The following is a 24,250-nucleotide window of genomic DNA, read 5'->3' on the forward strand; positions in this document are numbered from 1 at the left end:
GGTCGTAGTTTTCGTTAAAAGGACGGGGAAATTTATCTACTTGAAGTGTCATCTTGCTTTTTTGGACCTAAATAGGATTATTACAATGAAAATATAAAAACCTAGCGCAAGTCCGAGGGCGCAAAGCGTATTTGTTGCGTTTTCGGGGCGTTCCAGGAACAGATCGAGAAGGGCGCTCTGGTTGTAGCGGGACCAGATGACGGCAGAAAGCGTCTTGCCGACTTGTTGCATCTGGTCGAGAGGGACAAGGGCGCCGGCCAGGGCCACCTGCGGGATGATGAGCAGGGGCAAGAAGGCGTTGGCCTGTCCGGAATTCTTGCTGAGAGAACTTACGAGAAGCCCGATGCCGACGGAGGGGAGAACGGTGCAGGCGAAAACGACCGCAAGCATGGGGAGGCTTGGGTGGATGTTTACCCTGAAGGCGACAAACGCGTAGACCGTAGCCGTCTGCAAGAAGGCGAAAATAGACGAAAGCAGGATTTTCCCGGTCAAGATGGAAGAAACGCTGAGCCCTTTGCGGAACTCGTTACGAAGCACATCCTTGTCTTGGACAATCTCGCGGATAGAAAGCGAAAGGGAAAACCAGTTCGCGCAGAGGATAAGGGCGAATGCGACTGTCCACAGCGAACTGAGCGGGCTGAAGATTTGTGAGAAGAGGAACCCGATGACGATCGGCTGCAGGAAGAGCGCCGCCACCTTGCCCCTGTCGCGGAACCACTGCTTCAGCGACAACGAGATTTCGTTCAGGAATACGCTCTTGCGTTCCACCTTGGAAAATACGATTTCGCTGAACGACTTTTCGCTTTCGATATGCGTCGCCTGTTCGGATTCCTTCCACTGGACGGCCGTGTCGTCGTTCAGACCCGAAAGGATCATTTCCGGGCTGTTCGTCTTGAAGTAGCGGTAGGCGTCTTGCGGGCTTCCGTAGTAGCCCTGCCTACCCTTGTGCAGTACCAGGACCTTGTTGGCGATATTGAGGGCCTCGTAGCTGTGCGTCGTAAGGATGATGGTGTGCCCGAGGAACGCCAGCTGCTTGAGGTGTGAACAGAGAATGCGCGTATTGTAGGGATCGAGACCGCTGAGCGGCTCGTCGAGCACGATGAGGCCCGGGTTCGACATCAGTTCGGCGGCAAGGGCGGTACGGCGGAGTTCGCCGCCGCTAAGCGTTTGAACGCGGTGGTTCTTGCGGTCGCTTAGCCCGAAAAGTTCCGTGAAATTTTCGAACCGCTCGCGAGCGGAGGCGGCGAACTCGCGCTTGTCCATGGCGATGCGGGCCTCGTGCAGAATCGTCTCTTCGACAGTCAGGTCCTTGCGGAGTGGCGGATCCTGCGCGAGGAACGCGATTCTTTCACGGATGTCTTTTTGGCGGTAGTCTGTGCCGCCGATATGGACCTCGCTGTGCGGGCCTTTCTTGTGGAGGCCTTCCAGCAGGTGCAGCAGTGTCGATTTCCCTTGTCCGGAACGCCCGATGATGGCGAGAATTTCTCCAGCGGGGAGCTCGAAGTTGATGTCTTGCAACAGGCGCTTCTTGCCGACAAAGACATCCAGGTTTTTCACGTGTACCTGGAATCCGCACGTCGCCTCGGCCACGAAGAGCTGGCCGTCCTTGAACGTGACTTCGCTCTGTTCAATCCTGGCGGTGTCGCCGTTGTTCAGGACAATCCTTTTTTTGCAGAGAATCTCGGCCGTGTTCTTGACGAGCCTCGCCTTGATCTTGCGCAGTCCCGTGAATTCGAATTCGGCCCAATCCTGCGAAAGTGTCTTGCTGTCGATTTCCCTGTTCTGGTCCAAGACGAGAATCGAAAGCTCGCCTTCGCTGATGGCGATGCGCAGGCGGCGGACGCCAATCACTACGATGTCGCCGTCGTTCAGGGCGGTTTCCGTAACGTCCTTGTCGTTGATTTTGGTGACGCTGTTGCTGGTGAGGTTCTTTAGAATCCATGTGCCGTTCTTTTTCTCGATAACGGCATGGTCCCTTGAAACAAACAAATCCTCAAAATGCAGGTCGCTAGAATCCTTGCGGCCTATCGTAAAGGGTTTGCTTGCGTCGGGGACAATTACGTGGAACATAGAAGTTTCAATCCGGATTCAAATCGGTCGCAAGCCTTCTGGAGGGTTTCGTCACTTGCCGCATACGAGAAGCGTACGCAGGAATCATCGCCGAAAGCTGCTCCCGGAACGATGGCGAGTCCCTCTTGTTCGAGCAGGTAGCGGCATAGGTCGATAGAGCCGGTGATGACTTCTCCGGAAGGTGTTTTTTTCCCGTAGAAGTCGTTGACCGGAGCGAAAAGGTAGAAGGCTCCTTCCGGTGTCTTGGCGGGAGTTTTCAGGATTTTCGAAGTGCGTTCGATCATGTAGTCGCGACGTTTCTTGAATGTATCGCGCATGCGGTTTACGCTGTGCATGCCCATCTGCAGGGCTCCGAGGGCCGCATATTGCGCTACGTTGCTCGGATGGTGTGTCGCCTGTCCCTGAATCTTCCCGATAACCTTCGCTATTGGCAGCGGGGCTGCGTCGTAGCCGATCCTCCAGCCCGTCATGCAGTGCGATTTCGAAAATCCGTTGATTACGATGGTACGTTCCGCCATGCCGTCGAGAGCGGCGGCACTCATGAACTTGCCGTTGTAGACAAAGTATTCATAGACTTCGTCCGAAATGCAGTAAATGTCTTTTTCGACAATCACCTTGGCGAGTGATTCCAGCTCGTCTCGGCTGTAGACGGACCCTGTCGGATTGCACGGGTTGTTGACGAGGATAGCCTTGGTCTTTTCGGTGCAGGCGCTGCGCAGCTGTTCTGCGGTAATTTTGAAATCGTTTTCGCGCGAACCCTGGACAAATACCGGCGTGCCGCCGAGCCACTTGACGAGTTCGGGATAGGTGACCCAGTAGGGCGCGGGGATGATGACTTCGTCACCGGGATTGATAAGGACCGCCAAGGCGTTGAAGACGGCGTGCTTGGCGCCGCTTGTCATGACAATCTGTTCCGGGGTGAAATGCAGGTCGTTGTCGTGTTCCAGCTTTTCGCATACGGCCTTGCGAACTTCTAGAATGCCGACTGGGGCCGTATAGCGCGTCTTTCCGTCGTGGATGGCCTTGCAGGCTGCCTCTTGGATCGGCTCGGGAGTGGGGAAGTCCGGCTCCCCGGCACCGAGGCTGACGACGTCCTTGCCTTCGGCTATCATTTGCTTGGCGAGCGTATCGATGGCGACGGTAAGTGACGCTGCGATATTTTGGGTTCTAGTAGAAAGCGGGCGTGTCATGATTTTTTCTGTTTATGCAGGCGGTAATTGTCGAGTGAACCGGCAATTAGCGGGAAAATGGTGAATTGCGATACCGATATGCAGATAAGGCCGAGAAGGCAAATCTGCCCGATGCTCCTGAGTCCAGGATGAGACGAGATGAGCAGGCCGTAGGTGCCGATTAGGGACGCGAGCTGGCTTATGCCCACAGTGAAAAACTTGCGCTGCAAAATGTTGAGTGCCGTGCCGCCCTGCTTTTCGTAGTATGCGGTCCACAGCTGTATAGAACCGTCGACGCTGAAAGCGAAGAGTATCGGGAACGCGAGCGAATTGTAGGCGGAAATTTCCATGTTGAACATGCGGAGCAGGAACACGAGCCATCCCATCGCGAATATCGATGGAAGCAGGGTGAAAATGGTTCGGCTAAAGCGGTTGTAGTACAGCAGGAGCAGGATGGCGATGAGGACGAACCCGAGCGCGAGTGTCTTGTCGATGTTTTTGAGTACGAGGTCGAGGAACGTGGCACGGACGACCGGCGTGCCTGTAATCTTGTATGTGCCGTTCGCGATGCCGTCGAACTTGTTCAAATCGGATTGCAGGTGGCGGCAGGCGAGGCCGTCGTTTGGATCGATGCTCGAGAAAATGAAGGCGAAGACTCCGGCGTTGCCGTTGTTGTCGCTGAACTTGATGCGCAGATCTTCGGGAGTCTCGTTTTCGTCGAGGTCGATGCGGTAGAGGCTTTCGGTCAGTTTCGATGCGTAGAGCAGGTTCGCGGAATCCAGTTCCTGCAAGAACCCTTGCGAGAGGATTTTCTGGATGTCCTCGAGCTTGTCCTTTTTCTCGACCTGGTTCTTTGGCGAGAACTGCGCCAGCGTGTAGATCTTGTCGATGTTCGGGATGCGGTTCCTGCGCTTCAGTTCCTGGAAGTTTCGGAGCAGGTCGTCGCTGGCTGCCTGGTCGGGCAGCATGACGATTATCGGGTCGAATTGCGGGAATCCCGTCAGTGCCAACAGGCTGTCGGCTTCGCTTTTCTGGTGCGTGATTTCTGTCTTGTCGAAATCGTAGAAGAACTTGATGTTGAATCCGCCGTAGCAGAGCCCGATAAGGCTTGCGAACGAAACGAGCGCGATGATAATCTTGTTGATCCTGTACGAAAGCAGGCCGAATTTGTATTCACGCTGGAAACGGAATGAATTGACCGCGAAAGGTTTCTTGCGCTGGAACAGCTGCAGGAGGGCCGTGGTGAGCAGGATGCTCATGCCCCAGTTCAGCAGGCTGCCGATGGCGCCGAGCGTGCTCAGCTCCTGGAGTCCGCCGACAGGTACTAGTCGCAGGGCGAGGAACAGGCCGGACATGATGCAGACGCTCACCGCTGTAGAGGGCCCGATGCCGAGAACGGCGCTCTCGATGCTCAGCTGCGGTCCGAGCCCGTTGTTCCTTTCGATAAAGTAGCGGTTCAGCACATGCGTGATAATCTGGCAAGCCTGTCCGGGCAGGAACAGCGCGAGCAATAGCGTAAAGAGGTTGATTCTCCCGTACAAAACGCCTGCGAGCGCGAGCGTGTAGAGGATGGGGAGGCTTGCGGGCAGCGCCGACACGAGAATGAGCTGCGGCTGCCTGTAGAAATGGATGATAAACAGCAGCAAGATGAACAGCGCCGTAATCTTCCCGGCGAATTTCGCCTCGGGCAGCAGGGCTCTTCCGGTGAGGATAGTGTCGTAGACCTTGCCCGTGTAGAACACCTTGATGTCAATTCTGTCTTCCAGGAATTTGCTGACTTTCGATAGCAACGCCCTGGAGGCGTTCAGGTCCGAAAGGGGAGCCTTGGGGTAGATGTCGACGACGTGTATCTTGCCGTCGGCGCTCGCATGGCTCTGCAGGAGAATCTTCAGGTACTTTTCTTCGAGGTCGTTCAGGTCGAATATTCCGGCGCTGTCGATGGTTTCGGTGGAATCAATGCTCGCAGAATCGCCGATATCCACGTAGAGCGGGTTATGTCTGAGCGTAATCTTTTTGCGGAGGTCTTCGAGCCTGTTGGCGATGGTGTCCAGGTCTTCGGTCTTGATATAGAGCAGGTTGTGCTTCTTGTAGAACTCGATGTCGGTCTCGTATTCCAGGAAATGGACGAGCGAATCGTTCTGAAGGAACTTGGCGAGCGACTTGGCCGTGTTGTAGCTTAGCGAACTGTCCGTGGATTGAAGGACTACGGTGAGACTGCCGAGCCCGCCGAACGCTTTTTCGATTTCACGGGAATCCTGGGAACTTCCCGTGCCCATGGAGATGGTGTCCTGCAGTTGCAGTTCCCAGCGCAGGTTGCTTACGGGGATGATGCAAAGAATCGCAACGACAATGCTTGCCGCCAAAATCGGGAACGGATAGCGGGCCAATTTTTTGACGATTTTTGTTGCAATGGAAAACATCATGAACAATATAACATTATATTAAATTGTAAATTAGCCTCATGGGCTAGAATCCTATGAAACAGGTCGCTTATTTTTTGCTTGCTCTGTTTGTCGCTCTTTCGGCTGCGAATGCCGAAGAGGTTTCGGCCGATAGCGTCAAGGCAAAAAGCGCCCCGGTAGATAGTTCCCAGACGCAAACCGAACAGGAAAATTCGGACGTAAATTGGAAAGATTTCCTGGCATGGCCGTTCATCCACATCTTCCAGCCGGTATTCAACGTGTTGGTGTATCCTGTAGCCCAGCCCATCCACTATGCGGTCGACAACGGCGTTATCGAGAAATCGGTAGACCTGATTACCTTTGGCGAGAACAGGAACATTTTGCTCTACCCGGTAATGAACCTGAAACCGGGCTCTGCGACCATGCTCGGCGCGACGTATCGCCACCGCAGCATCGTACTGCCGAAGGATTACGTGGTTCTAGAAACGCAGTTCTTTGCTAACGGTGACTGGTACGTGTCGGCCCGTTATTCCAAGCAGGGTATTGGCGACCTGCCGCTCTACACGGCATTCCGTTACCAGCAATACTGGGACCGCGACGGCTTCTTCGTGATTCCCGGGACAAAGGACAAGTTTATCCAGCCGGATTCCTCCATCAACCTGAGCTGGCGTCTGAGCGCCCCGCTCACCAAGACGCACCACTGGAACCTGGAGGGCAGTGCCGGCATGCGCTACAACGATGCGAGCCTGCCGGACAACGCTTCGGACAGTATCCTGATCGACGACAGCTTCTCGGTGGAAGCCCGTGGCCTCTACCAGGACGAATTCCAGTTCCCGTTAGAGATATCGCTGTTGTTCGATAATCTGGACTACGCCTTTGCGCCGACAAAGGGATGCCGTTTCAACGTGAGTGGCCGCTATGTCTTTGTGAATTCCTATAGCGGTCTTGCTTACGACAATTACGAACGCAGCGGCATTCACGAAAGGGTGTTTTTCCAGGACGATGCGAAAAACCATGACTTTGTCCGCACGGAAATAGTTTATCAGCAATACTTTTATCTGGGCAAGACCCCGAATTTTCACATGACGCCCGCGGAGGCGCGGGAAAGCAGGCGCTTCTATTCGGACTTCGGCTGGGACGACGCCCTTAGAATCTGGCATCCGGACAATGTGAGAAATACCTTGTTCGAAAGACGCGTGCTGGCATTCCAGTTCCGTATGATAGATGTTTTTGAAATGGAGAAGGGGGAGGCGCCGTTCAATGCGTTTCCCGTCGTGAATGCGAGATTCCCCTTGCGCGGCTACGGCAACATGTTCTCGGGCTATCACGTGATGGGTTTCAGCATGGAATACCGCTGGCCCGTAGACCGCTTTGTTGATGGAGTCATTTTCGATGAATATGGCCTGCATGCCCCGGAACTGGACGAATGGTCGTTCAGCCGCTACTACAATTCCTGGGGGTTCGGCGTACGCGTGCGCAAGCCGGACATGTTCTGGTTTCGCGTGCAGTTCGGTTTCCATGGACTGCACGGAGTCAATCTTGTCATGACGATTGCGCCGGAATACCGCTAGAAGAGTTCCATCTGGTCGCTTTGCGCACCGGCGAAGTTCTTCGGAGGCTGCTTGTGGAACAGTCGGTAGGCCGATTGCGTGACGACTCGCCCGCGCGGGGTGCGGCTGAGAAGTCCCTTCTGGATAAGGTACGGCTCGTAAACCTCTTCGAGCGTGTCCGGCTCTTCTCCCATGGCGGCGCTGATGGTGCCGAGACCCACTGGCCCGCCGTCGAACTTGTCCATCATCGTGCCGAGGATCTTGCGGTCCATCGGGTCGAGGCCCTCTCCGTCGATGCCCAGCATTTCGAGCGTCTTGGTCGCGGACTGCACGTCGATAACGCCCGTACCGCGGACCTGGGCAACGTCACGGCATCGACGGAGCACGCGGTTCGCCACGCGGGGCGTACCGCGACAGCGCCCGCCCAGGAGTCTTGCTGCGTCTTCGGAGAGTTCTATGTCCAGAATCCGGGCGCTCCGCATCAGGATTTTTACGATGTCGCATTCGTTGTAGAGCTCCAGACGGTACTGCAGGCCGAATCGGTCGCGTAGCGGGCTTGTCAGGAGGCCGCTGCGTGTCGTGGCGCCGACCAGGGTGAAATGCTTTAGCGGCAGGTTCACGCTCCTGGCGGCCGGACCCGAATCCAGCATGATGTCGAGCCTGAAATCTTCCATGGCGGGGTAGAGGTATTCTTCTACGACGCGGTTCAGACGGTGGATTTCGTCGATGAACAGGACGTCGTTTTCTTGCAGGCTTGTCAGGAGTCCGGCTAGGTCGCTGGCCTTCTCGAGAACGGGGCCGCTCGTGATGTGGATGTTCACTCCCATCTCTTTCGCGATGATGCTGGCGAGCGTGGTCTTGCCGAGTCCGGGAGGCCCGGCGAAAAGACAATGGTCGAGGGCTTCCCCGCGGTGGCGGGCCGCCGCGATGGCTATCGAGAGACTCTCCTTGATGTCTCCCTGGCCGGTAAATTCCGATAGGGAAGGCGGCCTGAGAGACCGTTCCATGTCGGATTCGTCGCCTGCCCTTCTTTCGGGCGAAATGATTCGCTGGTCGTCCATTGTACGTCGTCATGCCCGCTTGAACCGGGCATCTCCTTGTTAAAGATACTTGAGTGCCTCTGGAATGAGCGTCGCCGCGTCGGCACCTTCGCCCAGGTTCTCGGCAGCCTTCGCGACCGCCTTCTCTGCCGCAGGGTCCTTCACGCCGAGCGTATGCAGCGCGAGAACGGCTTCCATCTTGGCTCCGGTCAGTACGCCCATGCCCGTGATTCCGGAACCATCCACGTCGCCCAGGGCCTGCAGCATGGCGCCGGCCTTGTCCTTGAGCGTAAGGACCATCTGTTCGCATGTCTTTTTGCCGAGTCCCTTGATCTTTCCGAGGGCGCTCTTGTTGTCGCTGGCGAGCATGTTCAGCAGGTCGGCGGGGGAAACGCCGCTGAGGATCCGCTGTGCAAGCTTGGGGCCGACCCCGTTTACGTCGAGGAGCATCAGGAACGTGTTCTTTTCGGTCTTGTCGGCAAAGCCGAAAAGCGTCATGGAATCTTCGCGGACCACGAGGTTCGTGTAGAGAGTCACTTCGCTTTCGAGCTCGGGCAACTTGCCAGCCGTGTAGGCTGAGATATTCACGCCGTAGCCCACGCCGTTCACGTCCACTACCACGAAAGTGGGGGATTTTTCTACAAGAATACCTTTAATCCTTTCGATCATCTGCTGTCCCTTCGTTCGCAAAATCGCTGTGCACGAATGTTTACTGCACAAATATATACTAATTAACCGGACGCTGTCAAGAGAAATTGTACTTTTTTACAAAAAAATTTATATTAGAACCCGCTTATGGAAAGAAATCTGGCTATCGACGTGACCAAGGGTGTTGGCATAATTGCCGTAATCGTAGGTCACATGGTCTCGACAGGCAACTGGCTGTTCTCTTTCCACATGCCTCTCTTCTTTATTTTCGCAGGATATTTCTTTAGACCCAGGGATATTGGCGCTACCCTGAAGAAAGATGCCCGGCGCCTGCTGGTTCCCTATGTCGTCACGGCGTTCGCTGTGGTTGCGGGGTGGGCGCTGCTTGCCATGCGGGATGGGGAAGGGTTTCATTTGTCCTGGCTGGTTGCCGCCGTTTACGGGTGCGGTTCTGCGTTGCACACGTCCCGGTTCTTTTCCCAGGTTCCCCTGATCGGAGCCATCTGGTTTCTGCTCGCCCTGTTTTGGTGCAAGACTTTTTTCAATGTGGTTTACCAGGCTTCGCCGAAAAGCCGGTGGCTTGCCGTCGTCGTTTGGGGAACTTCCGCTGGCGCAATTTTGCTGGATACCTACGTGGTGAACTTTCCTTTGGCGGTGTTGCCTGGGCTGGGCGGGGTGTTTTTTTATTGGATTGGTTTCCAGTTGAAGCACCTGGACCTGCTAGGCAGATTTCGCTGGTGGGTGGAGGTGCCGTTGTATGCGGCCTGGCTTGCTGCCGCGTTGTTTTCGGCGATGTCGATGGCCCGCTGTTACTACGAATGTTTCCCCCTGGATGTTCTGGGAGCCTGCGGTGGAACGCTGTTGGCGTATAGGATATCGCAGCTAATTGCAAAATGCCCCGGGCTAGGCAATCTGTTTGCCTGGACTGGGCAGAACAGCCTGCTCATCCTTTGCGTCCATCTGTTTGATTTGGACGTCCGTTTTCTTAAGGCGGTGGGCTGCCCCCGTCCTGGCCGTGCGTACACGGAAATTGCTTTCTGCCTGCTGGCAGCAGCCCTTTTGAATCTGATTCCGCCGGTCCGCCGGATTTTTAAACCGTAGCCGTCACCGCTTTTAGTTGCTGTCCTTGATGCAGCGGAGGTAGCAGCCGTCATCCTTGTCCCGGGACTTTTCTTGCATAGTCCCTGACGAGTCGGGCGCATAGGAAAGGGCGTTCACCGTATTACTTTCGCCACTGGGCTTGTTCTGCGTCGTAGTCCACCAGCATGGCTCCGCCTCAAACTTCTTCTCGGTATAAACGTAGGAACCTTTTTGGGAACCCGGCATGGTTCCATACTCAGCAGAGAAATTAAGTTTTTTCAATTCACTGTAATCTGGAACATGCCATCCGTCGGGGCATATGCCTTGCCTGGGCAAACTGAATTCAGCCCTATCGTTTAGATACTTTGTCCCCAAATCCACCGGCGCAGTCCAGTGGTAAAGGGAGCCCTGGCCTTCGCAATCAGCGGCGTTGCTTGTATTGCTGGAACTGTTGTAGCACCACCATGCCTGATTGTGGTTGCCAGCGCCATCGCCATGGAAATTGAAGTTGTCTACCATAATTGTGGTGGTTCTCTTGAATTTGTCGCCGGGAATAAGGGCGTCCAGGATCCTGTATGACTTGGGCTCGCCACTTTCTCGGGAGTCAAGGATTGTGTCATAGACCCAAGCATTCCATTTATGTTCAAGAGTGTCAACGCAGCGATAATTCCACGTCAATAAACCACTTTTGTATCGGGTAAAAAGTTTAAAGGTTTCTCCGGTACAAACCTTTCCAACCTTACTTTCTGTATCTGTCATGCGGCGCCATTGGTAGCTACTGTTTGAAACGTCGCAAACAATGCTGTCGGCGATTGTGTATACTATTTTTTTGTTGCAAACGCTGTTAGTCGCTTTTTCGTAGCTAGTCGCTTCGCGCCATTGGCCGTTTTCGCCACAAACGTAATTGGCATAAATAGTAATATGCGAGGAATAACTGCTGCATACGCCTCCCAGCGCTATTTCGGGATTTGTGGCGGAACGCCAAGAGTATTGGCAACTTTCGTCAGTACCGCAATTTGAATTGGTTCCGTCATAGGAACAAATATATTGATGCACTACCGTATCTAGTTTGTTTTTATAATTTTTTCTGCATACGTATCCCGCATCGTTTTCGGCGGAAGTTGCAGGTCGCCAAGAGATTTTCTGACCAACATAGCCGATATACACTCCATCACAGGCATATCCGTTTTTTACGACATATATTTGTGTTCCGTTGCATAAAAGTCCTGTTGCTTTTTCTTCGGATGTAGCCTCGCGCCATTGGAAACCTGAGGTCGGATAACCGTCCGCTTCATATAAGTAATCGCATACGTAGCCGGATTCAATTTTATCGCCGTTCACATATGTAGCTGTTCCTCGGTGACAGACCTTTCCTGTGGCTTTCTCGGCAACAGAGGCTTCCCGCCATTTGAGAACATTGTCTCTAATCAGGCAAGTATAACCGTTCTGCACGTTGGTGGTGTCCTTATTCCTCTTGGTGCAGAATGCGTTATTCGCTTTCTCGGCATCTGACTGGGTGCGCCAATAATATTCCTTCGAAGAGTTGTGTACGCACGCAAAGCCGTCCTTGAATGTAGAGTCGATAGAGGGATTGCAGAAGGTTTTTGTCTTGCATACGGAGCTTGCTTGTGCTTTCCATTCGTTTTCGATACAGGCGTAGCATTCGTTGTTTGTTGTCTGGACAATAGTTGAGTCATTGCTCTTGTTGCAGAATCCTTTTTCGTAATAGGCGGAATAGGTTTCTTTCCATGTTCCGTCCATGCACATGTAGAACTCGTCCTTGTCGTCCACTTTCTTTACCACGCTGTCTTTCGTACATAATGCCTTTAATGCAAAAGACGCGGAATCCGTCGTTGTCCATCCGGAAGCGGTGCAGATATAGAACGCTCCGTCCAGTTCCTTGAATTGTCCTTCGAGTTCCTTGTTGTTTACGCATACTCCCAACCCGGACTCAAGATCATCCAGTTGCCTCCAGGAACCATCTTTCCCGTCCCATTCGCATATATAATTTCCGGATTTTTCCGTTTCGACGACTTCTTGATTGCGGCTTTCGGTGCAGAGTTTGAGTTCATAAGTGATATCGTCGATTTCAAGCCACTGCTTGCCGGTACATACAAAGTATTCGCCAGACTTGGCCTTGACGTATTCGTTTTCGCGTTTGTCGGTGCATTCCTTGAGCTCGTACTGCGTCGCAGAAATCTTTTGCCATGTCCCGGTGCGGCATACGTAGTATTCAGTTTCCTTGCCGCCCTTGTATTCCTTGTACTCGCCTTCTTTCTTAGCGGTGCAGAGGCCCAGTTCCGTGTCGAGGACGGTGCTCTTGTGCCAGTGCTTGCTGGTGCAGGCGTAGCCGGCGCCGTAGTTGTCGCTCAGCTTGTTGCCGTTTTTCACGATGGTGGCTTCGAGGCTGTCGGTGCAGGCGCCCAGCTTGTATACGCCTGTCCAGAATTGATAGAGAATGCCTTCGAAATCGGGCACGGTTGCCGTGAACTTCATGTTCTTGACATTCATGCGGATGGAGGCGAATCCGTCGGTGCTGTCCGCCTTGCTCGCCCAGTCGGCGAGATCGGCAAGGAGCGTGTCGCTGTCCAGGGCGCCGGTCGAGGCGAACAGGTCGCCAACGTCCCCTAGGCGGAGGCCGAACTTGCTTGCCGAAAGGTCTCCCTGCAAAAGGATAGAGGCCGCGAGCAGGGCCTTCCCGGCAGCGCCCGTGTCGGCAAGGGAGAGCGAAGTCGCCGTGAGGTCGTCATCGGCCTTGGCCCCGAAAACGCCGAGGAGTTCCTTCGTGGCGCGCTTCTTGGCGGCAGGGACGTTGAACTTCTCGTTTGCGACAAGGTGCTTGACGCGGGTGTACTCCAACTCGGTAAAGAGGTTCACGTTGGCCTTTGCCGACTTGCCAGCGCTCAGGTCCACGATAGCACGGAGCGAGGTCTTGGTGCCGCTAGTTTTTTTGCCCGAGATTTCGCTGGTATAGAAACCGGAAGCCTCGACAAGGGCGTATTGGTTCGGGAGTACGATTTTCGATACGCTGTAGCTCCCGGAATCGTTCGTCACTTTGCCGGTAAACTTGGTCTTGGTCGTGTTAAGGGCGCTGTCAAGGCCGAATACGGTTACCGCGGTGCCGCTTGCATACGGACCCTTCTGCGCTACGCCCGAAACGGTTACGGAATCGACCTTCACGATGTCGATTTCCTTTGTGTCGGAGGAGTCCTTCTTGATCGAACTGGAAGATTTCGTGGAATCGCCGGCCGTGCTGCTGGAGCTTGTGGTAAGGATGCTGTCGACTGTCGCGGAATCCACCTCGACCCAGTCCTCGCTGGTGCATTCGAAGTAGGCGTCTTCTTCTTCCACGAACACGATTTCGCCGTAGTGGCTCTTGGTGCAGTGTACCAGGTCTTCAAATGTTTCGACGGTCGCCAATCCCGAAGACTTGCTCGGTTCTTCGCTGGAACTGCCGGAATCGTCGCCGCAAGCGATAAACGTTGCCATTAAAAAAGCAGACAAGCTTGTATAGAATAGTATGCTTTTTTTCATGTGGGCTCCTTTAGTGAAAGGTCCCGTCTTATCGACGAGACCAGAAGTTTCTTTAGAATCCGAGGCTGATTTGCGCCATGTAGATACGTTCTTCGTCCTGGCCGGTATAATACCCAAGTTCTTCGGCCCAGGTTACGAGATCGAGTGTAAAGAATCGCAATACTTCGAGGCCGATACCCGCTGTCGGGTAACCTCCCTTGAAACCGCCGGCTAGACGCACCGCAAGGCCTCTGAGCTCGTTGTTGTAGCCGGGCCAGGCGAGCACGGTCTGTTCCACTTCCAAACCGAAGTTCAGGTGGGACAGGGGCAGGTAGTTGTTTTCGCTGTAGAACATGTTGGCGTAGTCGCAGGCGATGTTGAACTTGCGGGCGTAGGCCGAGTTCTTGTTGAAGAATCTCGGGCTGTAGTTCACGCCCATGGTGAAGTTCGGCGTAATCTTGTCGCCGGCGAGTTCCTTGAAATAGATGTCGTTGAGCGATGCACCGACTCGCACTTCGCGGGTGAGCTGGTACAGGACGCCGAGGTCCATGCCCGCCGAAATGGAGTTGAAGTCGAAAATCTCGTCCGTCGCGTCGTGGTAGCGGTCTTCGAGGGTGTCCTGCAACGAGTTGTAGTTGATCACGTCCATGGTGATGCGCGAAACCTTCTGGCGCTTTGCGATCTTGCCGCCGATACCGACGGAGAGATTGTCTGTGAACCCGTAGGCGACACCTCCCTGCATCACGCCGTCCACGTAGAATGTCTCGATAGTCATGTAGGGGAGGATAAGTCCGCCGTCCAGATAGGGGGTGATGCTCCCGTCAACCCAGACTGCACCGCCAAATCCGTGGAACGCGAGTTCGGCGTCCATCTTGATCCTCATGCCGAGCGGCTTGTGGTCGTAGGAATGGAGCATGTGCATGAGTTCCGGGTGGTTGGCGAGGGAGTCCATGAGGACGCTCATGCTGCTGAGCCCGTAGGCGATGGCGTCTTGCGAGGCGCGCTGGTAAAGCCCTTGCAGGTTCTTGACTTCGTTGAACGTGGAGAAATACGTTTCGAAAGGACCCGCACCGCCCAAGTTCAGGCGCATGTCGCCGAAGTTGCGCGGGTAGTAGCCCGTTTCTGGACGAAGCTTGTAGTTGCCGAGCCTGTTGATTTGCGAAAGGCCTGCGTAGTTGAAGTAGATGGCTTCCTTGTCGTCGACAACGGCGACGTGGGCGTTACCCATGCCTTCGGCGCGGAGGGAGTGGTGGGTAGGGGCTTTGGCTGCAAAGGAAAGTCCGACTAGGCATGCCAGACAGAGGAGAGCGACGAGTTTTTTCATTATTGGTCACTCCCGGCGACTTGTTCGTCTGCCTTGTTGAAAAGGTTCCCTAATTGTTGTGTCATCCCTTCTGCCGCCCCTGTTACCAGGTCCTTGGTCTCAAGGTAAGCTTGTGCGCCCACTTCGACAGCTTTTTCGAAACCGGCCGGGGTGATATATTCAGTAAGTTCTTGTGGTACGGCCGTCATTAGGACCTGGGCGACCATGTGCGGGTTTTCCAGTGTGGCCCCGATGAACTTCTCGAAGGAGTTCATGCCGTTGCCGCCGCAGGTGTTGCTGTTCATGTTGTAGTGGATGCCGCTGGTGTCGATGGTTACGAGGTCGTTAAAATTGAGCTGGCAGTTGCGCATGGCGATGCCCCATTTCGTAAGCACGAGGATAGAATAGCTGTCGACAATCTGGGCAAAGCGGATTTTGCCGTCGAGCCGGCCGGTCGTGTCAAGAAGAATAAACGGGTCCAGAGCCTCCCTGAGGACAATGTCGATTTGCGTGTCGATGTCGTAGGCCTGCTGGTCGGTCATGTACTGGAATCCGCTGAAGAGGTTCGTGCCGTTGGGGCGGGCGTAGCGGAGAAGCTCGAAAACGTTCAAGGCGGGCTGCATGCTGAGGATTGCCTTGGCGCGGCCGTACCAGGCTTCGGAACTGCGCGGGTCGGCAGAAAGGGCCTTGTCGAAGTACACTTGCGCTTCGAGGTATTCGGTCTTTTGGTAATGGAGGTATCCTTCGTAGGTGAGGGCTTCCGCGTCGCCCGATGCGATATCCACGGATTGCGTCGGGTTGAACAGGTTGCAGCCGGCAATGCCGATAGCTATCGCCGCTACAGCCAGGGTCCAAAGAGATTTTTTCAGCTTCATAGAATATCCACTGCCTAAATTGGTGTAAATTCTAATGGAAAAGATAATATTCCTGTAAGAAAAAAGGACAAAGATTTGTCTTTTTTACAGGAAAAAAGTTCCTTTTTGTGGGGAAACCGACTATCTTTGCCTTGAACGAATTCCTATTGTGAATATTAGGGATTAAACCAACTATATTTGCCTCGAATGAGTCTTTACCGTGAATATTTCCCCACCAGGGCGTACAAAGTAGCCGAGATGAAGATGGGTGTCCTTTTGGGGGCGGAACGCGACCGCCTGGATACCATTGCCAGCGCGCTCGGTAGGGACTACGCTGTCGGTCCGGACAACCTGGCGAGCCAGATTCCCCATATCAGGGAATTTACCCGGAAATACCACGAGGCTTTTGCGCAGTACCTTTCGGCTGTCCTGGTGCAGCAGCCGAGGCCTATCCAGTGCAGGCCCGCCTGCGGCAACTGCTGCCACCATTACCCGCTCTCTGTGGAACCTTTCGAGCTGCTTTCGCTGTATTGCGAGCTGCGCCGGGGCGACGACCTGCTCCCTGTCATGGAAGCGTGCCAGTCGCGTTCCCTGCTGTTCAATTCCCTCTACGAGAAGAGGCTGGAAGGTTCCGCGAACGAGGACGAGGCCGAAGACAAGGCGCTCCACGACTACTTTGCCGTGTGGCAGCCGTGCCCGTTCTCCGATACGGCGGGGGATTGCGGCGTCTATCCGTTCCGCCCGGTTTCGTGCCGGATGTACTTTAGCGAGACCGATCCCAAGTTCTGCACGCCGGAACACTTGCAGACGGAACGCAACGACAGCTATATTGTATATCTGCCCGACAATATCGAAGAGGCTATCTACGGTATATCGGAGCACTATGCGGGACTGGAGCTGCCCGAAAGTTTTTTTGGCGGCCTGCTGGCCGTGAACGGATTCGAAGGACTGCTTGCCGATGTCGAGTGACCAGATGGATTTCTTTGGGCAGCTGGACCTGTTCGGGGACTATCCCGAGCAGCCCAAGGTGCCTGCCGTCAAGGCGGCGTCTCCGGACTGCTCGGCGAACGGCCTGGTGATCTTCAAGTACAATCCGCTCCTCAAACGCAGCATCCGTTGCAAGGGCGGCGTGCTGTTCGGTCACCCGGAGGTGATGCTGCCGGCCTTTATGAAGGCTCCGGAATTCGCATCCGTGCGTGAACTTGCCGCCGAATGGGCCGAACGCGCCGTGCGGCGGAAAACCAAGAAGAACAAGGAAATTGTCAAGGACCTGGTGAACAGGATTTGGCAGGCTGTCGACCAGATTCTCGTGGACAACGGCGGGAAACCGCTGGATTCCCGCGGCAGGTTGCCGCCCATAAAGCCCAAGGGCAAGTATCACGACCTGAACGATATCCTGGCCGCGGTGAACGAGACCTATTTCGAAGGCTCGCTCACGTGCCGCATCACGTGGAGCAACCGCACGGGCGGGCTCAGTTTCCATTCCGTGCGCAAGGACCCCATCACGGGCGAAGACTTCCACCTGATAAGCATCAGCAAGGGTTACGACGCGGCGAACTGCCCCAAGTACGCCGTGGCGGGGGTCGTGTACCACGAGTGCCTCCATATCGTGATTCCCATCGAGGAACGCAACGGGCGTCGCGTTATCCATGGCCGGGTTTTCCGCCAGCGCGAACGCCGCTACATCTTCTTCGACGAATGGATGAAATGGCACCGCGAGGTGTTGCCGAGGAACGTCGCCGCCATGCGCAGGCATCGCCCGCTGTAGGGCCCGTATCAAGATTTTTGTGCACTATTCCACATTGGAATACTTGATACTAGTTTGTTAAAAAAAATTTTTTTGTGAATTCTGCGGAAAACAGAATAGATTTTATTTGTCAACCATCTTGCTTTGCTCCTCAACGCATTTTGCGGTTTTTTGATTTTTTGTGTGTTTTAGTCAAAAAATTGAGGTCTGTATGTCGTCAATTCCTTTCTACTGGTTCGCTGTGCCCGTAGCGGCCTTTATTGCGCTTTTGATGGCGCTCCTGTTTTACCGTTCCATGAAGCGCGCTCCCGCCGGGACCCGCAAGATGAAGGCGATTGCGCACTATGTGCGCGTCGGTGCCTTTGCGTATTTGCGCAGGCAGTACAAGACGGTGTCGGTCGTGTTCGCCGTGCTTTTCGTGGTGTTCGTCGTGTTGGCGGTGATGAAGGTGCAGAACCCCTTCGTGCCGGTGGCGTTCCTCACGGGCGGTTTCTTTAGCGGGCTGTGCGGGTTCCTGGGCATGAAAACGGCGACGAACGCGAGCTCGCGTACGGCGAACGGAGCCATCAGCAGCCTGAACCGCGGCCTGGTCATTGCGTTCAGGAGCGGTGCGGTGATGGGTCTTGTCGTGGTAGGGTTCGGCCTTTTCGACATATCGGCATGGTTCTTTGCCTTGAACTACATATACGACCATAACGTCTGGAATTTCGGCGCGGATATCGCCGCGAAACTTTCGATGGGGGCCTGGAGTGCCGACATGGTGAACAATCCGCAATGGGCGCACGCCAAGATGGTCGAGATTACGACGACGATGCTCACCTTCGGCATGGGTGCTTCGCTGCAGGCACTGTTCGCCCGCGTTGGCGGCGGCATTTATACAAAGGCCGCCGATGTTGGCGCGGATCTCGTGGGCAAGGTCGAGGCGGGAATCCCCGAAGACGATCCGCGCAACCCCGCGACTATCGCGGACAACGTGGGCGATAACGTCGGAGACGTTGCCGGCATGGGTGCCGACCTCTACGAATCCTACTGCGGTTCCATATTGGCGACGGCGGCGCTCGGCGCGGCTCTTGGCGGTGGCATTTCGTATGTCATTGCGCCGATGGTGGTGGCGGCGATAGGCATAGTGCTTTCTCTCGTGGGGATTTTCATGGTGCGGACCAAGGAAGATGCCACGACAAAGGACCTGTTGCGGTCCCTGTTGACAGGCACTCTCGGGTCTTCCGTGCTGATCCTCATTGCGCTGCTCGTGCTTGTCAAGCTGGACTTTATATCGATGGGCATATTCGGCTCGGTGCTTTCGGGCCTGATCGCCGGCGTGCTTATCGGCCAGTTTACCGAATACTATACGTCCGATGCCTACAAACCGACGCGCGGCATTGCCGGGCAGGCCAAGCTGGGGCCGGCCACGACGATTATCGACGGCATTTCGGTAGGCATGTTTTCGACGGGGCTCCCGGTAATTACGATCGTGGCGGGAATCATCGCCGCCTACGGCTGTTCCGGCGGCTTCACCGACATGTCGATGGGCCTGTACGGCGTGGGCTTTGCGGCCGTGGGCATGCTCAGCACTCTCGGTGTCACCTTGGCAACCGATGCCTTCGGGCCGATTGCCGATAACGCTGGCGGGAATGCCGAGATGGCAGGCCTCGACGCTAGCGTCCGCGCGCGAACCGACGAGCTCGACATGCTCGGCAACACGACCGCGGCCACGGGGAAGGGATTCGCGATCGGGTCCGCGGCGCTTACCGCCATGGCGCTCCTCGCCTCGTACATAGAAGAAATCAAGATATGGCTCGGGCGCCTTGCCGATTCCGCGGGCGGCGTGTACCAGATGGGCAAGGTGTATTTCGTGAACCAGGCGAGCGATATCGCCGCCGCGGTCTCGGGCGTCCCCGGCGCGAGGATCATCGAGGACGGTTCGCGCGCCATTGCCGACAACGGCTCTCTCGTTGTCATGGTGGCGGGCAAGGCGAGTATCGCCGATTTCATGCAGATCTACAACCTGAACCTCATGAATCCCATGCTGCTGGGTGGGCTGTTCATCGGCGCCATGATGGCGTTCGTGTTCTGCGCGCTTACTATCAAGGCGGTGGGGCGTGCCGCTGCCGCCATGGTCGAAGAAGTTCGCCGGCAGTTCCGCGAGATACCGGGAATCATGGAAGGGACTGCCGAGCCGAACTATGCGCGCTGCGTCGAGATTTCTACGACCGGCGCACAGAAAGAGATGGTTATCCCGTCGCTCCTGGCGATTGTCGTACCCGTGCTCGTGGGGCTCCTCATGGGTGTCGCGGGCGTGTTCGGCCTGTTGGCTGGCGGTCTTGCGTGCGGTTTCGCGCTGGCCACGATGCTCAACAACGCGGGTGGCGCCTGGGACAATGCCAAGAAGTTTATCGAGAAGGGCAATTACGGCGGCAAGCATTCCGATGCGCACAAGGCTGGCGTCGTGGGCGATACCGTGGGCGACCCGTTCAAGGATACCGCAGGCCCCTCCCTCAACATCCTTATCAAGCTCATGACCATGGTGAGCGTCGTTTTTGCGGGTGTCATAGTCAAATTCGGAGGAATTCTGTTCTAAAAAAACTATTGCGTTGCCAGCAAAGTATGTTTTTTGATATCTTTTTATAAGCAATGGAGAACGGGTTATACATAGAAACCAATCTTGTATGCGTATGCATACTGTTGATTCTTGTCTACGTGACATGGCGAGGTGTCGTCCGTGAAACCGAGCAGCTTGTCTTTTCGAACATCTGCTTCCATTCCATGCTCATCTTCATTATCGATGTCCTCTGGCGTATTTGCGACGGACAGCGTTTCCCCCTGGCTCATACGGTGAACGAGCTGCTCTGCGCGGCCTACTTTATACAGGCGGCCGTGCTGGGCTATTACTGGTTGCGCTATTCGTACTTCCTGGATCCGGAAAGGAGCATGGGACACGGTGTGAAGCGCTTTTCGTTCGCCATTCCCATGATTCTGCTCATCGTTTTGAACATTGCCTCTATCTGGACGGGCTGGGTGTTCTATGTGGACGACAACAATATGTATCACAGGGGGCCGCTGATTTACTTGCAGTTGGCACTGGCGACATCGTACTTGCTGATTACCTTTGTGGGGGCGTGGCTCAACCTGTTTTCCAAGCACAAGTATGCCCAGAAAAGCAAGCTTGTCGCCATATCCGTGTTGGGAATCTTGCCGTTTATTGGCGGAGTGGCGCAGCTGCCGCTTGCCGGGGTCCCCGTATTCTGTGTTTGCGTCACTTTCGGTCTGCTGATTGTCTTCATGGAAAACCAGCACCAGCTGATTTCGATTGACCCGCTGACGCACCTCAACAACAGGAACCAGCTCAACTATTTCCTCGATGCCAAGCTGAATTCGAGGAACTCCGAAAAGCACCTGGTGCTGTTCGTGATGGACCTGGACTATTTCAAGCAGATTAACGACAAGTACGGCCACATGGAAGGCGACCGCTCCCTCGTGATTCTTTCGAACGTGTTGAAGAGGGTTCTCGGACCGCGCGGGTTCTTCATCGCGAGAATCGGCGGAGACGAGTTCGTGACTGTCGCGGAACTGGATTATATGGCAAAGGCCGAAAAGGTGATGGCGCTCTTGCATTCGGCTCTGGAGACGGAATCCGAGAAGCTGCCCTACAAGATTTCGCTGAGCATAGGCTATGCCGAATGCCTGCCCGTTGGCGATACTATTCCGGACCTGTTCGGAAGAGCCGACAAGGAACTGTACAAGATCAAGGCCCAGAGGGAAGACAAGAGGTAATGCGGTATGCATAGCGTGTTGTATTTCGAACTGGTTGCTTTCTGTATCGTTGTCGAAGTCATGATGTTCGTCAAGATGCGTTTTGGCCTGTACCGGCTCCTGTACCAGAGGACTTTCCGCAACGTGCTAGTACTTTCGGCACTCTCGATGGGACTCGATTATCTGAGGCTCGTGCTAGACGGCTCCATGTTGTTGGGTGGCATGCTTACTCCGTTGGTCGTGACCGCCTATTTCATGGCGACAGCGGCAATGTCCTTCAGTTGGTTCCGCTATTCGGGATTCATCCTCAAGTTCCCGTTCTGGAATGACCGGAAAAAGCTGGCCCTGTACGGTATTCCGCTTGTCTTTGTGCTCTTGCTTTGTGTTTCTTCTGTTTGGAACGGCCTTATATTTTTCGTGGACGACTTCAACTTTTTCCACAGGAATCTCCTGTACTACATTATCTACGTGCCCGTTTGCGTCCTTTACATGGTGACGTGCGTTGCCCTCGCTGTCCGCAAAGCCATGCGCAAGCGCTATTATGCCGAACGTGAGACGAACGCTTCGGTGGCCAGTTTTGGAGTCATTCTTGTCACTGCGGGAATTTTGCAGGTCTATCTTGAAGATATGCTGCCAATCTGGTCGGCGGGAATCATGCTTGCCAGCGTCCTTGCCTTTGTGCTCGCCCAGTCCCAGCTCATCTCGATGGATCCGCTCACGCGTCTCAATAACAGGAACCTGCTGAACCAGTTCCTCAATTCCAAGATGAACGGCAAGGAACTGCCCAAGAGGCTTTATCTGTTCGTGATGGATTTGGACAAGTTCAAGTCCATCAATGATATTTACGGGCATTCCGAGGGCGACAGGGCGCTTGTCCTTGTTGCCGACGTGCTGAAGGCGGTATGCGGACCGCGCGGCTGCTTTATCGCCCGCTTTGGCGGGGATGAATTCAATATCGTGGCGGAACTGGACAACGATGCCGCCGCCGAAGCCCTTTGTACGGCGATCAAGGACGCTCTCAAGGAACGTGCCGCGAATCTTGCGTACAAGTTATCGCTCAGTATCGGATACGCCGACCATTATACCGGTGCGGAATCGCTGCCGGACTTCTTCGCCAGGGCGGACGAACGCCTCTACGCGCAGAAGAAGGCGAACCGGTAGTTTTCGCTGCTGTCACCCCCGAGCCAGACGGCGTCATCCCCCGAGCACACTGCGGAGGGGGGGGCATCACTCTTGTACAAGCGCTTGGGGTATGGGCTCGGCGCGTTGCGCCTTTACACGTCGCCGACTTCGCCGGTCTTGACGAAATTCCGTACAGCGCGCGTGATGCGCATGCTGCAGAAGTTCGGTCCGCACATGCTGCAAAAATGGCTTGCCTTGGCCTGGCTGCCGGGGAGCGTCTTGTCGTGGAATTCCATCGCCTTTTCGGGGTCTAGGGATAGCGCGAACTGGTCGTTCCAGCGGAAGTCGAAGCGGGCGCGCGAAAGGGCGTCGTCGCGGAACTGCGCTGCGAAATGGCCCTTTGCAAGGTCGGCCGCATGGGCGGCGAGCTTGTAGGTGACCACACCCGCGCGCACGTCGTCGCGGTCGGGGAGCCCGAGGTGTTCCTTGGGCGTCACGTAGCAGAGCATCGCGGTGCCGTACCAGCCGATCTGTGCCGCGCCGATGGCCGACGTAATATGGTCGTAACCGGGAGCGATATCGGTGGTGAGGGGGCCAAGCGTGTAGAACGGTGCGCCGTGGCACTTTTCGAGCTGGCGGGCCATGTTGTCCTGAATCTTGTGCATGGGCACGTGACCCGGACCTTCGATAATCACCTGCACGCCGTATTCCCATGCAATCTTCGTGAGTTCGCCAAGCGTGTCCAGTTCTCCGAACTGGGCCGCGTCGTTGGCGTCGGCGAGGCTACCCGGACGCAGACCATCGCCCAAAGAAACGGCAACGTCGTAGGCGGCGAGAATCTCGCAGATTTCGCGGAAGTGCGTGTACAAGAAGTTCTGCTGGTGGTGGCGCATCTGCCAGAGGGCAAGGATGGATCCGCCGCGGCTCACGATACCCGTGGTGCGCTTGGCGGTCAGCGGAATGTGTTCCAGCAACAGGCCCGCGTGAATCGTGAAGTAGTCCACGCCCTGTTCCGCCTGCTCGATGAGCGTGTCGCGGTACAGTTCCCACGTGAGTTCTTCGGCCTTGCCGTTCACTTTTTCGAGCGCCTGGTAAATAGGCACCGTTCCGATAGGTACGGGGCTATTGCGGATAATCCATTCGCGGGTTTCGTGAATGTGCTTTCCGGTGGAAAGATCCATCACGGTGTCGGCGCCCCAGCGCACGGACCAGGCCATCTTCTCGACTTCTTCTTCGATTGAAGAAGTGATGGCGGAGTTACCGATGTTGCTGTTGATTTTCGTGAGGAAGCGGTTGCCGATAATCATCGGTTCGCATTCCGGGTGGTTGATGTTCCCCGGCAGAATCGCACGGCCCGCGGCGATTTCGTCGCGCACGAATTCGGGCGTAATGGGGGAGCCTTCGATCTTGATTTTACCCTGAGCCATGAGCTCGTCAAGGCGCTGGTTTTCACGTATTGCTACGTATTCCATTTCCTTGGTGACGATTCCCTTGCGGGCGTAGTCGAGCTGCGTCAAGTGGTGCCCGGCCTTCGCGCGGAGCGGGTGGTGTTCCGCGTTAAAGCGCAGGTGGTCGAGTTCGTGATTTGCACGGCGGGCGCGGCCATAAGCAGACGTCATGTCGTCCAGCTGTTCGGCGTCGCCACGTTCCATAATCCACGATTCACGGAAACGTTCGATGCCCTTCGTCACGTCGAGCTTGGCATCTACATCGCTGTAAGGGCCGCTCGTGTCGTACACGGGAACCACCGGCGTTTCGGGGTCTTCAGTCAAAATTTCGCGCATTCCCACGCGGATGTCCGGGTACATCTTGCCCGGCACATACACCTTGCGGGAATTCATGAAGGGTTTCAGCAAAGAATCCATTAAGCTTCTCACTTCTAGATGGCGGATCAAGTCCGCCATGACGTCTTAATCAGTTCCACCTTATGCGTCATTCCGGCCTCCGAGCCGGAATCTAGATGGCGGGTCGTGGCCCGCCATGACGTTGATACGTCATCTTT

The 24,250-nt window shown here is 55.3% G+C and carries 16 protein-coding genes; 7 read left to right on the forward strand and 9 right to left on the reverse strand.

Features of this window, described 5'->3' with window-relative positions; genetic code table 11:
• Positions 1-48: 48 nt before the first annotated feature.
• The 3 genes from B3M32_RS00230 to B3M32_RS00240 are packed head-to-tail and all read right to left on the reverse strand — an operon-like array spanning position 49 to position 5,659.
• A complete protein-coding gene (locus B3M32_RS00230) occupies positions 49-2,070 on the reverse strand; it encodes an ATP-binding cassette domain-containing protein (RefSeq protein WP_290742109.1) in 2,022 nt (673 codons plus the stop codon).
• Positions 2,058-3,260 carry a pyridoxal phosphate-dependent aminotransferase gene (locus tag B3M32_RS00235; RefSeq protein WP_290742113.1) on the reverse strand — a complete coding sequence of 401 codons (1,203 nt, stop codon included), beginning with the start codon at positions 3,258-3,260 and terminating at the stop codon, positions 2,058-2,060. Before B3M32_RS00235 ends, B3M32_RS00230 begins: the two co-directional genes overlap by 13 nt.
• The gene (locus tag B3M32_RS00240; protein WP_290742116.1) at positions 3,257-5,659 is read right to left on the reverse strand and encodes an RND transporter; all 2,403 of its coding nucleotides are present in this window, start codon (positions 5,657-5,659) and stop codon (positions 3,257-3,259) included. Before B3M32_RS00240 ends, B3M32_RS00235 begins: the two co-directional genes overlap by 4 nt.
• Before the next feature lie 56 nt (positions 5,660-5,715).
• Between B3M32_RS00240 and B3M32_RS00245 the strand changes: the two genes are divergently transcribed.
• On the forward strand, positions 5,716-7,212 hold the full coding sequence (locus tag B3M32_RS00245; protein WP_290742118.1) for a BamA/TamA family outer membrane protein: 1,497 nt from the start codon (positions 5,716-5,718) through the stop codon (positions 7,210-7,212).
• Here B3M32_RS00245 and ruvB read toward each other — a convergent pair.
• Entirely contained in the window at positions 7,209-8,252 is a 1,044-nt protein-coding gene (gene ruvB, locus B3M32_RS00250; protein ID WP_290742121.1) for a Holliday junction branch migration DNA helicase RuvB, read from the reverse strand. The genes B3M32_RS00245 and ruvB overlap by 4 nt on opposite strands.
• A 39-nt stretch (positions 8,253-8,291) precedes the next feature.
• On the reverse strand, positions 8,292-8,900 hold the full coding sequence (gene ruvA / locus B3M32_RS00255) for a Holliday junction branch migration protein RuvA (protein ID WP_290742124.1): 609 nt from the start codon (positions 8,898-8,900) through the stop codon (positions 8,292-8,294).
• 126 nt (positions 8,901-9,026) lie between these two features.
• Here ruvA and B3M32_RS00260 point away from each other — a divergent pair, with 126 nt between their 5' ends.
• Complete coding sequence (locus tag B3M32_RS00260) at positions 9,027-9,980, forward strand: acyltransferase family protein (RefSeq protein ID WP_290742127.1); 954 nt, start codon at positions 9,027-9,029, stop codon at positions 9,978-9,980.
• Positions 9,981-9,992: 12 nt separating this feature from the next.
• Here the strand turns inward: B3M32_RS00260 and B3M32_RS00265 are convergent, their stop codons facing one another.
• The 3 genes from B3M32_RS00265 to B3M32_RS00275 form a co-directional block, all read right to left on the reverse strand.
• Complete coding sequence (locus tag B3M32_RS00265) at positions 9,993-13,448, reverse strand: hypothetical protein (RefSeq protein ID WP_290742129.1); 3,456 nt, start codon at positions 13,446-13,448, stop codon at positions 9,993-9,995.
• A 97-nt stretch (positions 13,449-13,545) separates the two neighbouring features.
• Complete coding sequence (locus B3M32_RS00270) at positions 13,546-14,796, reverse strand: hypothetical protein (protein ID WP_290742131.1); 1,251 nt, start codon at positions 14,794-14,796, stop codon at positions 13,546-13,548.
• On the reverse strand, positions 14,796-15,650 hold the full coding sequence (locus B3M32_RS00275) for a tetratricopeptide repeat protein (RefSeq protein ID WP_290742135.1): 855 nt from the start codon (positions 15,648-15,650) through the stop codon (positions 14,796-14,798). The genes B3M32_RS00270 and B3M32_RS00275 overlap by 1 nt, the downstream gene beginning before the upstream one ends.
• A 186-nt stretch (positions 15,651-15,836) precedes the next feature.
• Here B3M32_RS00275 and B3M32_RS00280 point away from each other — a divergent pair, with 186 nt between their 5' ends.
• The 5 genes from B3M32_RS00280 (at position 15,837) to B3M32_RS00300 (ending at position 22,287) form a co-directional block, all read left to right on the forward strand.
• Complete coding sequence (locus tag B3M32_RS00280) at positions 15,837-16,598, forward strand: YkgJ family cysteine cluster protein (protein ID WP_290742138.1); 762 nt, start codon at positions 15,837-15,839, stop codon at positions 16,596-16,598.
• A 4-nt stretch (positions 16,599-16,602) separates the two neighbouring features.
• Positions 16,603-17,397, forward strand: a complete 795-nt coding sequence (locus B3M32_RS00285; RefSeq protein WP_290742141.1) for a hypothetical protein — start codon at positions 16,603-16,605, stop codon at positions 17,395-17,397.
• A gap of 190 nt (positions 17,398-17,587) precedes the next feature.
• Positions 17,588-19,954, forward strand: a complete 2,367-nt coding sequence (locus tag B3M32_RS00290) for a sodium-translocating pyrophosphatase (protein WP_290742144.1) — start codon at positions 17,588-17,590, stop codon at positions 19,952-19,954.
• 53 nt (positions 19,955-20,007) lie between these two features.
• The gene (locus B3M32_RS00295) at positions 20,008-21,147 is read left to right on the forward strand and encodes a GGDEF domain-containing protein (RefSeq protein WP_290742146.1); all 1,140 of its coding nucleotides are present in this window, start codon (positions 20,008-20,010) and stop codon (positions 21,145-21,147) included.
• Positions 21,148-21,153: 6 nt separating this feature from the next.
• A complete protein-coding gene (locus B3M32_RS00300; RefSeq protein ID WP_290742150.1) occupies positions 21,154-22,287 on the forward strand; it encodes a GGDEF domain-containing protein in 1,134 nt (377 codons plus the stop codon).
• Positions 22,288-22,400: 113 nt separating this feature from the next.
• On the opposite strand, the gene thiC is transcribed toward B3M32_RS00300, so the two are convergent.
• Complete coding sequence (thiC, locus tag B3M32_RS00305; protein WP_083535593.1) at positions 22,401-24,113, reverse strand: phosphomethylpyrimidine synthase ThiC; 1,713 nt, start codon at positions 24,111-24,113, stop codon at positions 22,401-22,403.
• Positions 24,114-24,250: the final 137 nt, after the last annotated feature.

Origin of the sequence: Fibrobacter sp. UBA4309 (genome assembly GCF_002395745.1) — a bacterium.
Lineage (GTDB): Bacteria > Fibrobacterota > Fibrobacteria > Fibrobacterales > Fibrobacteraceae > Fibrobacter.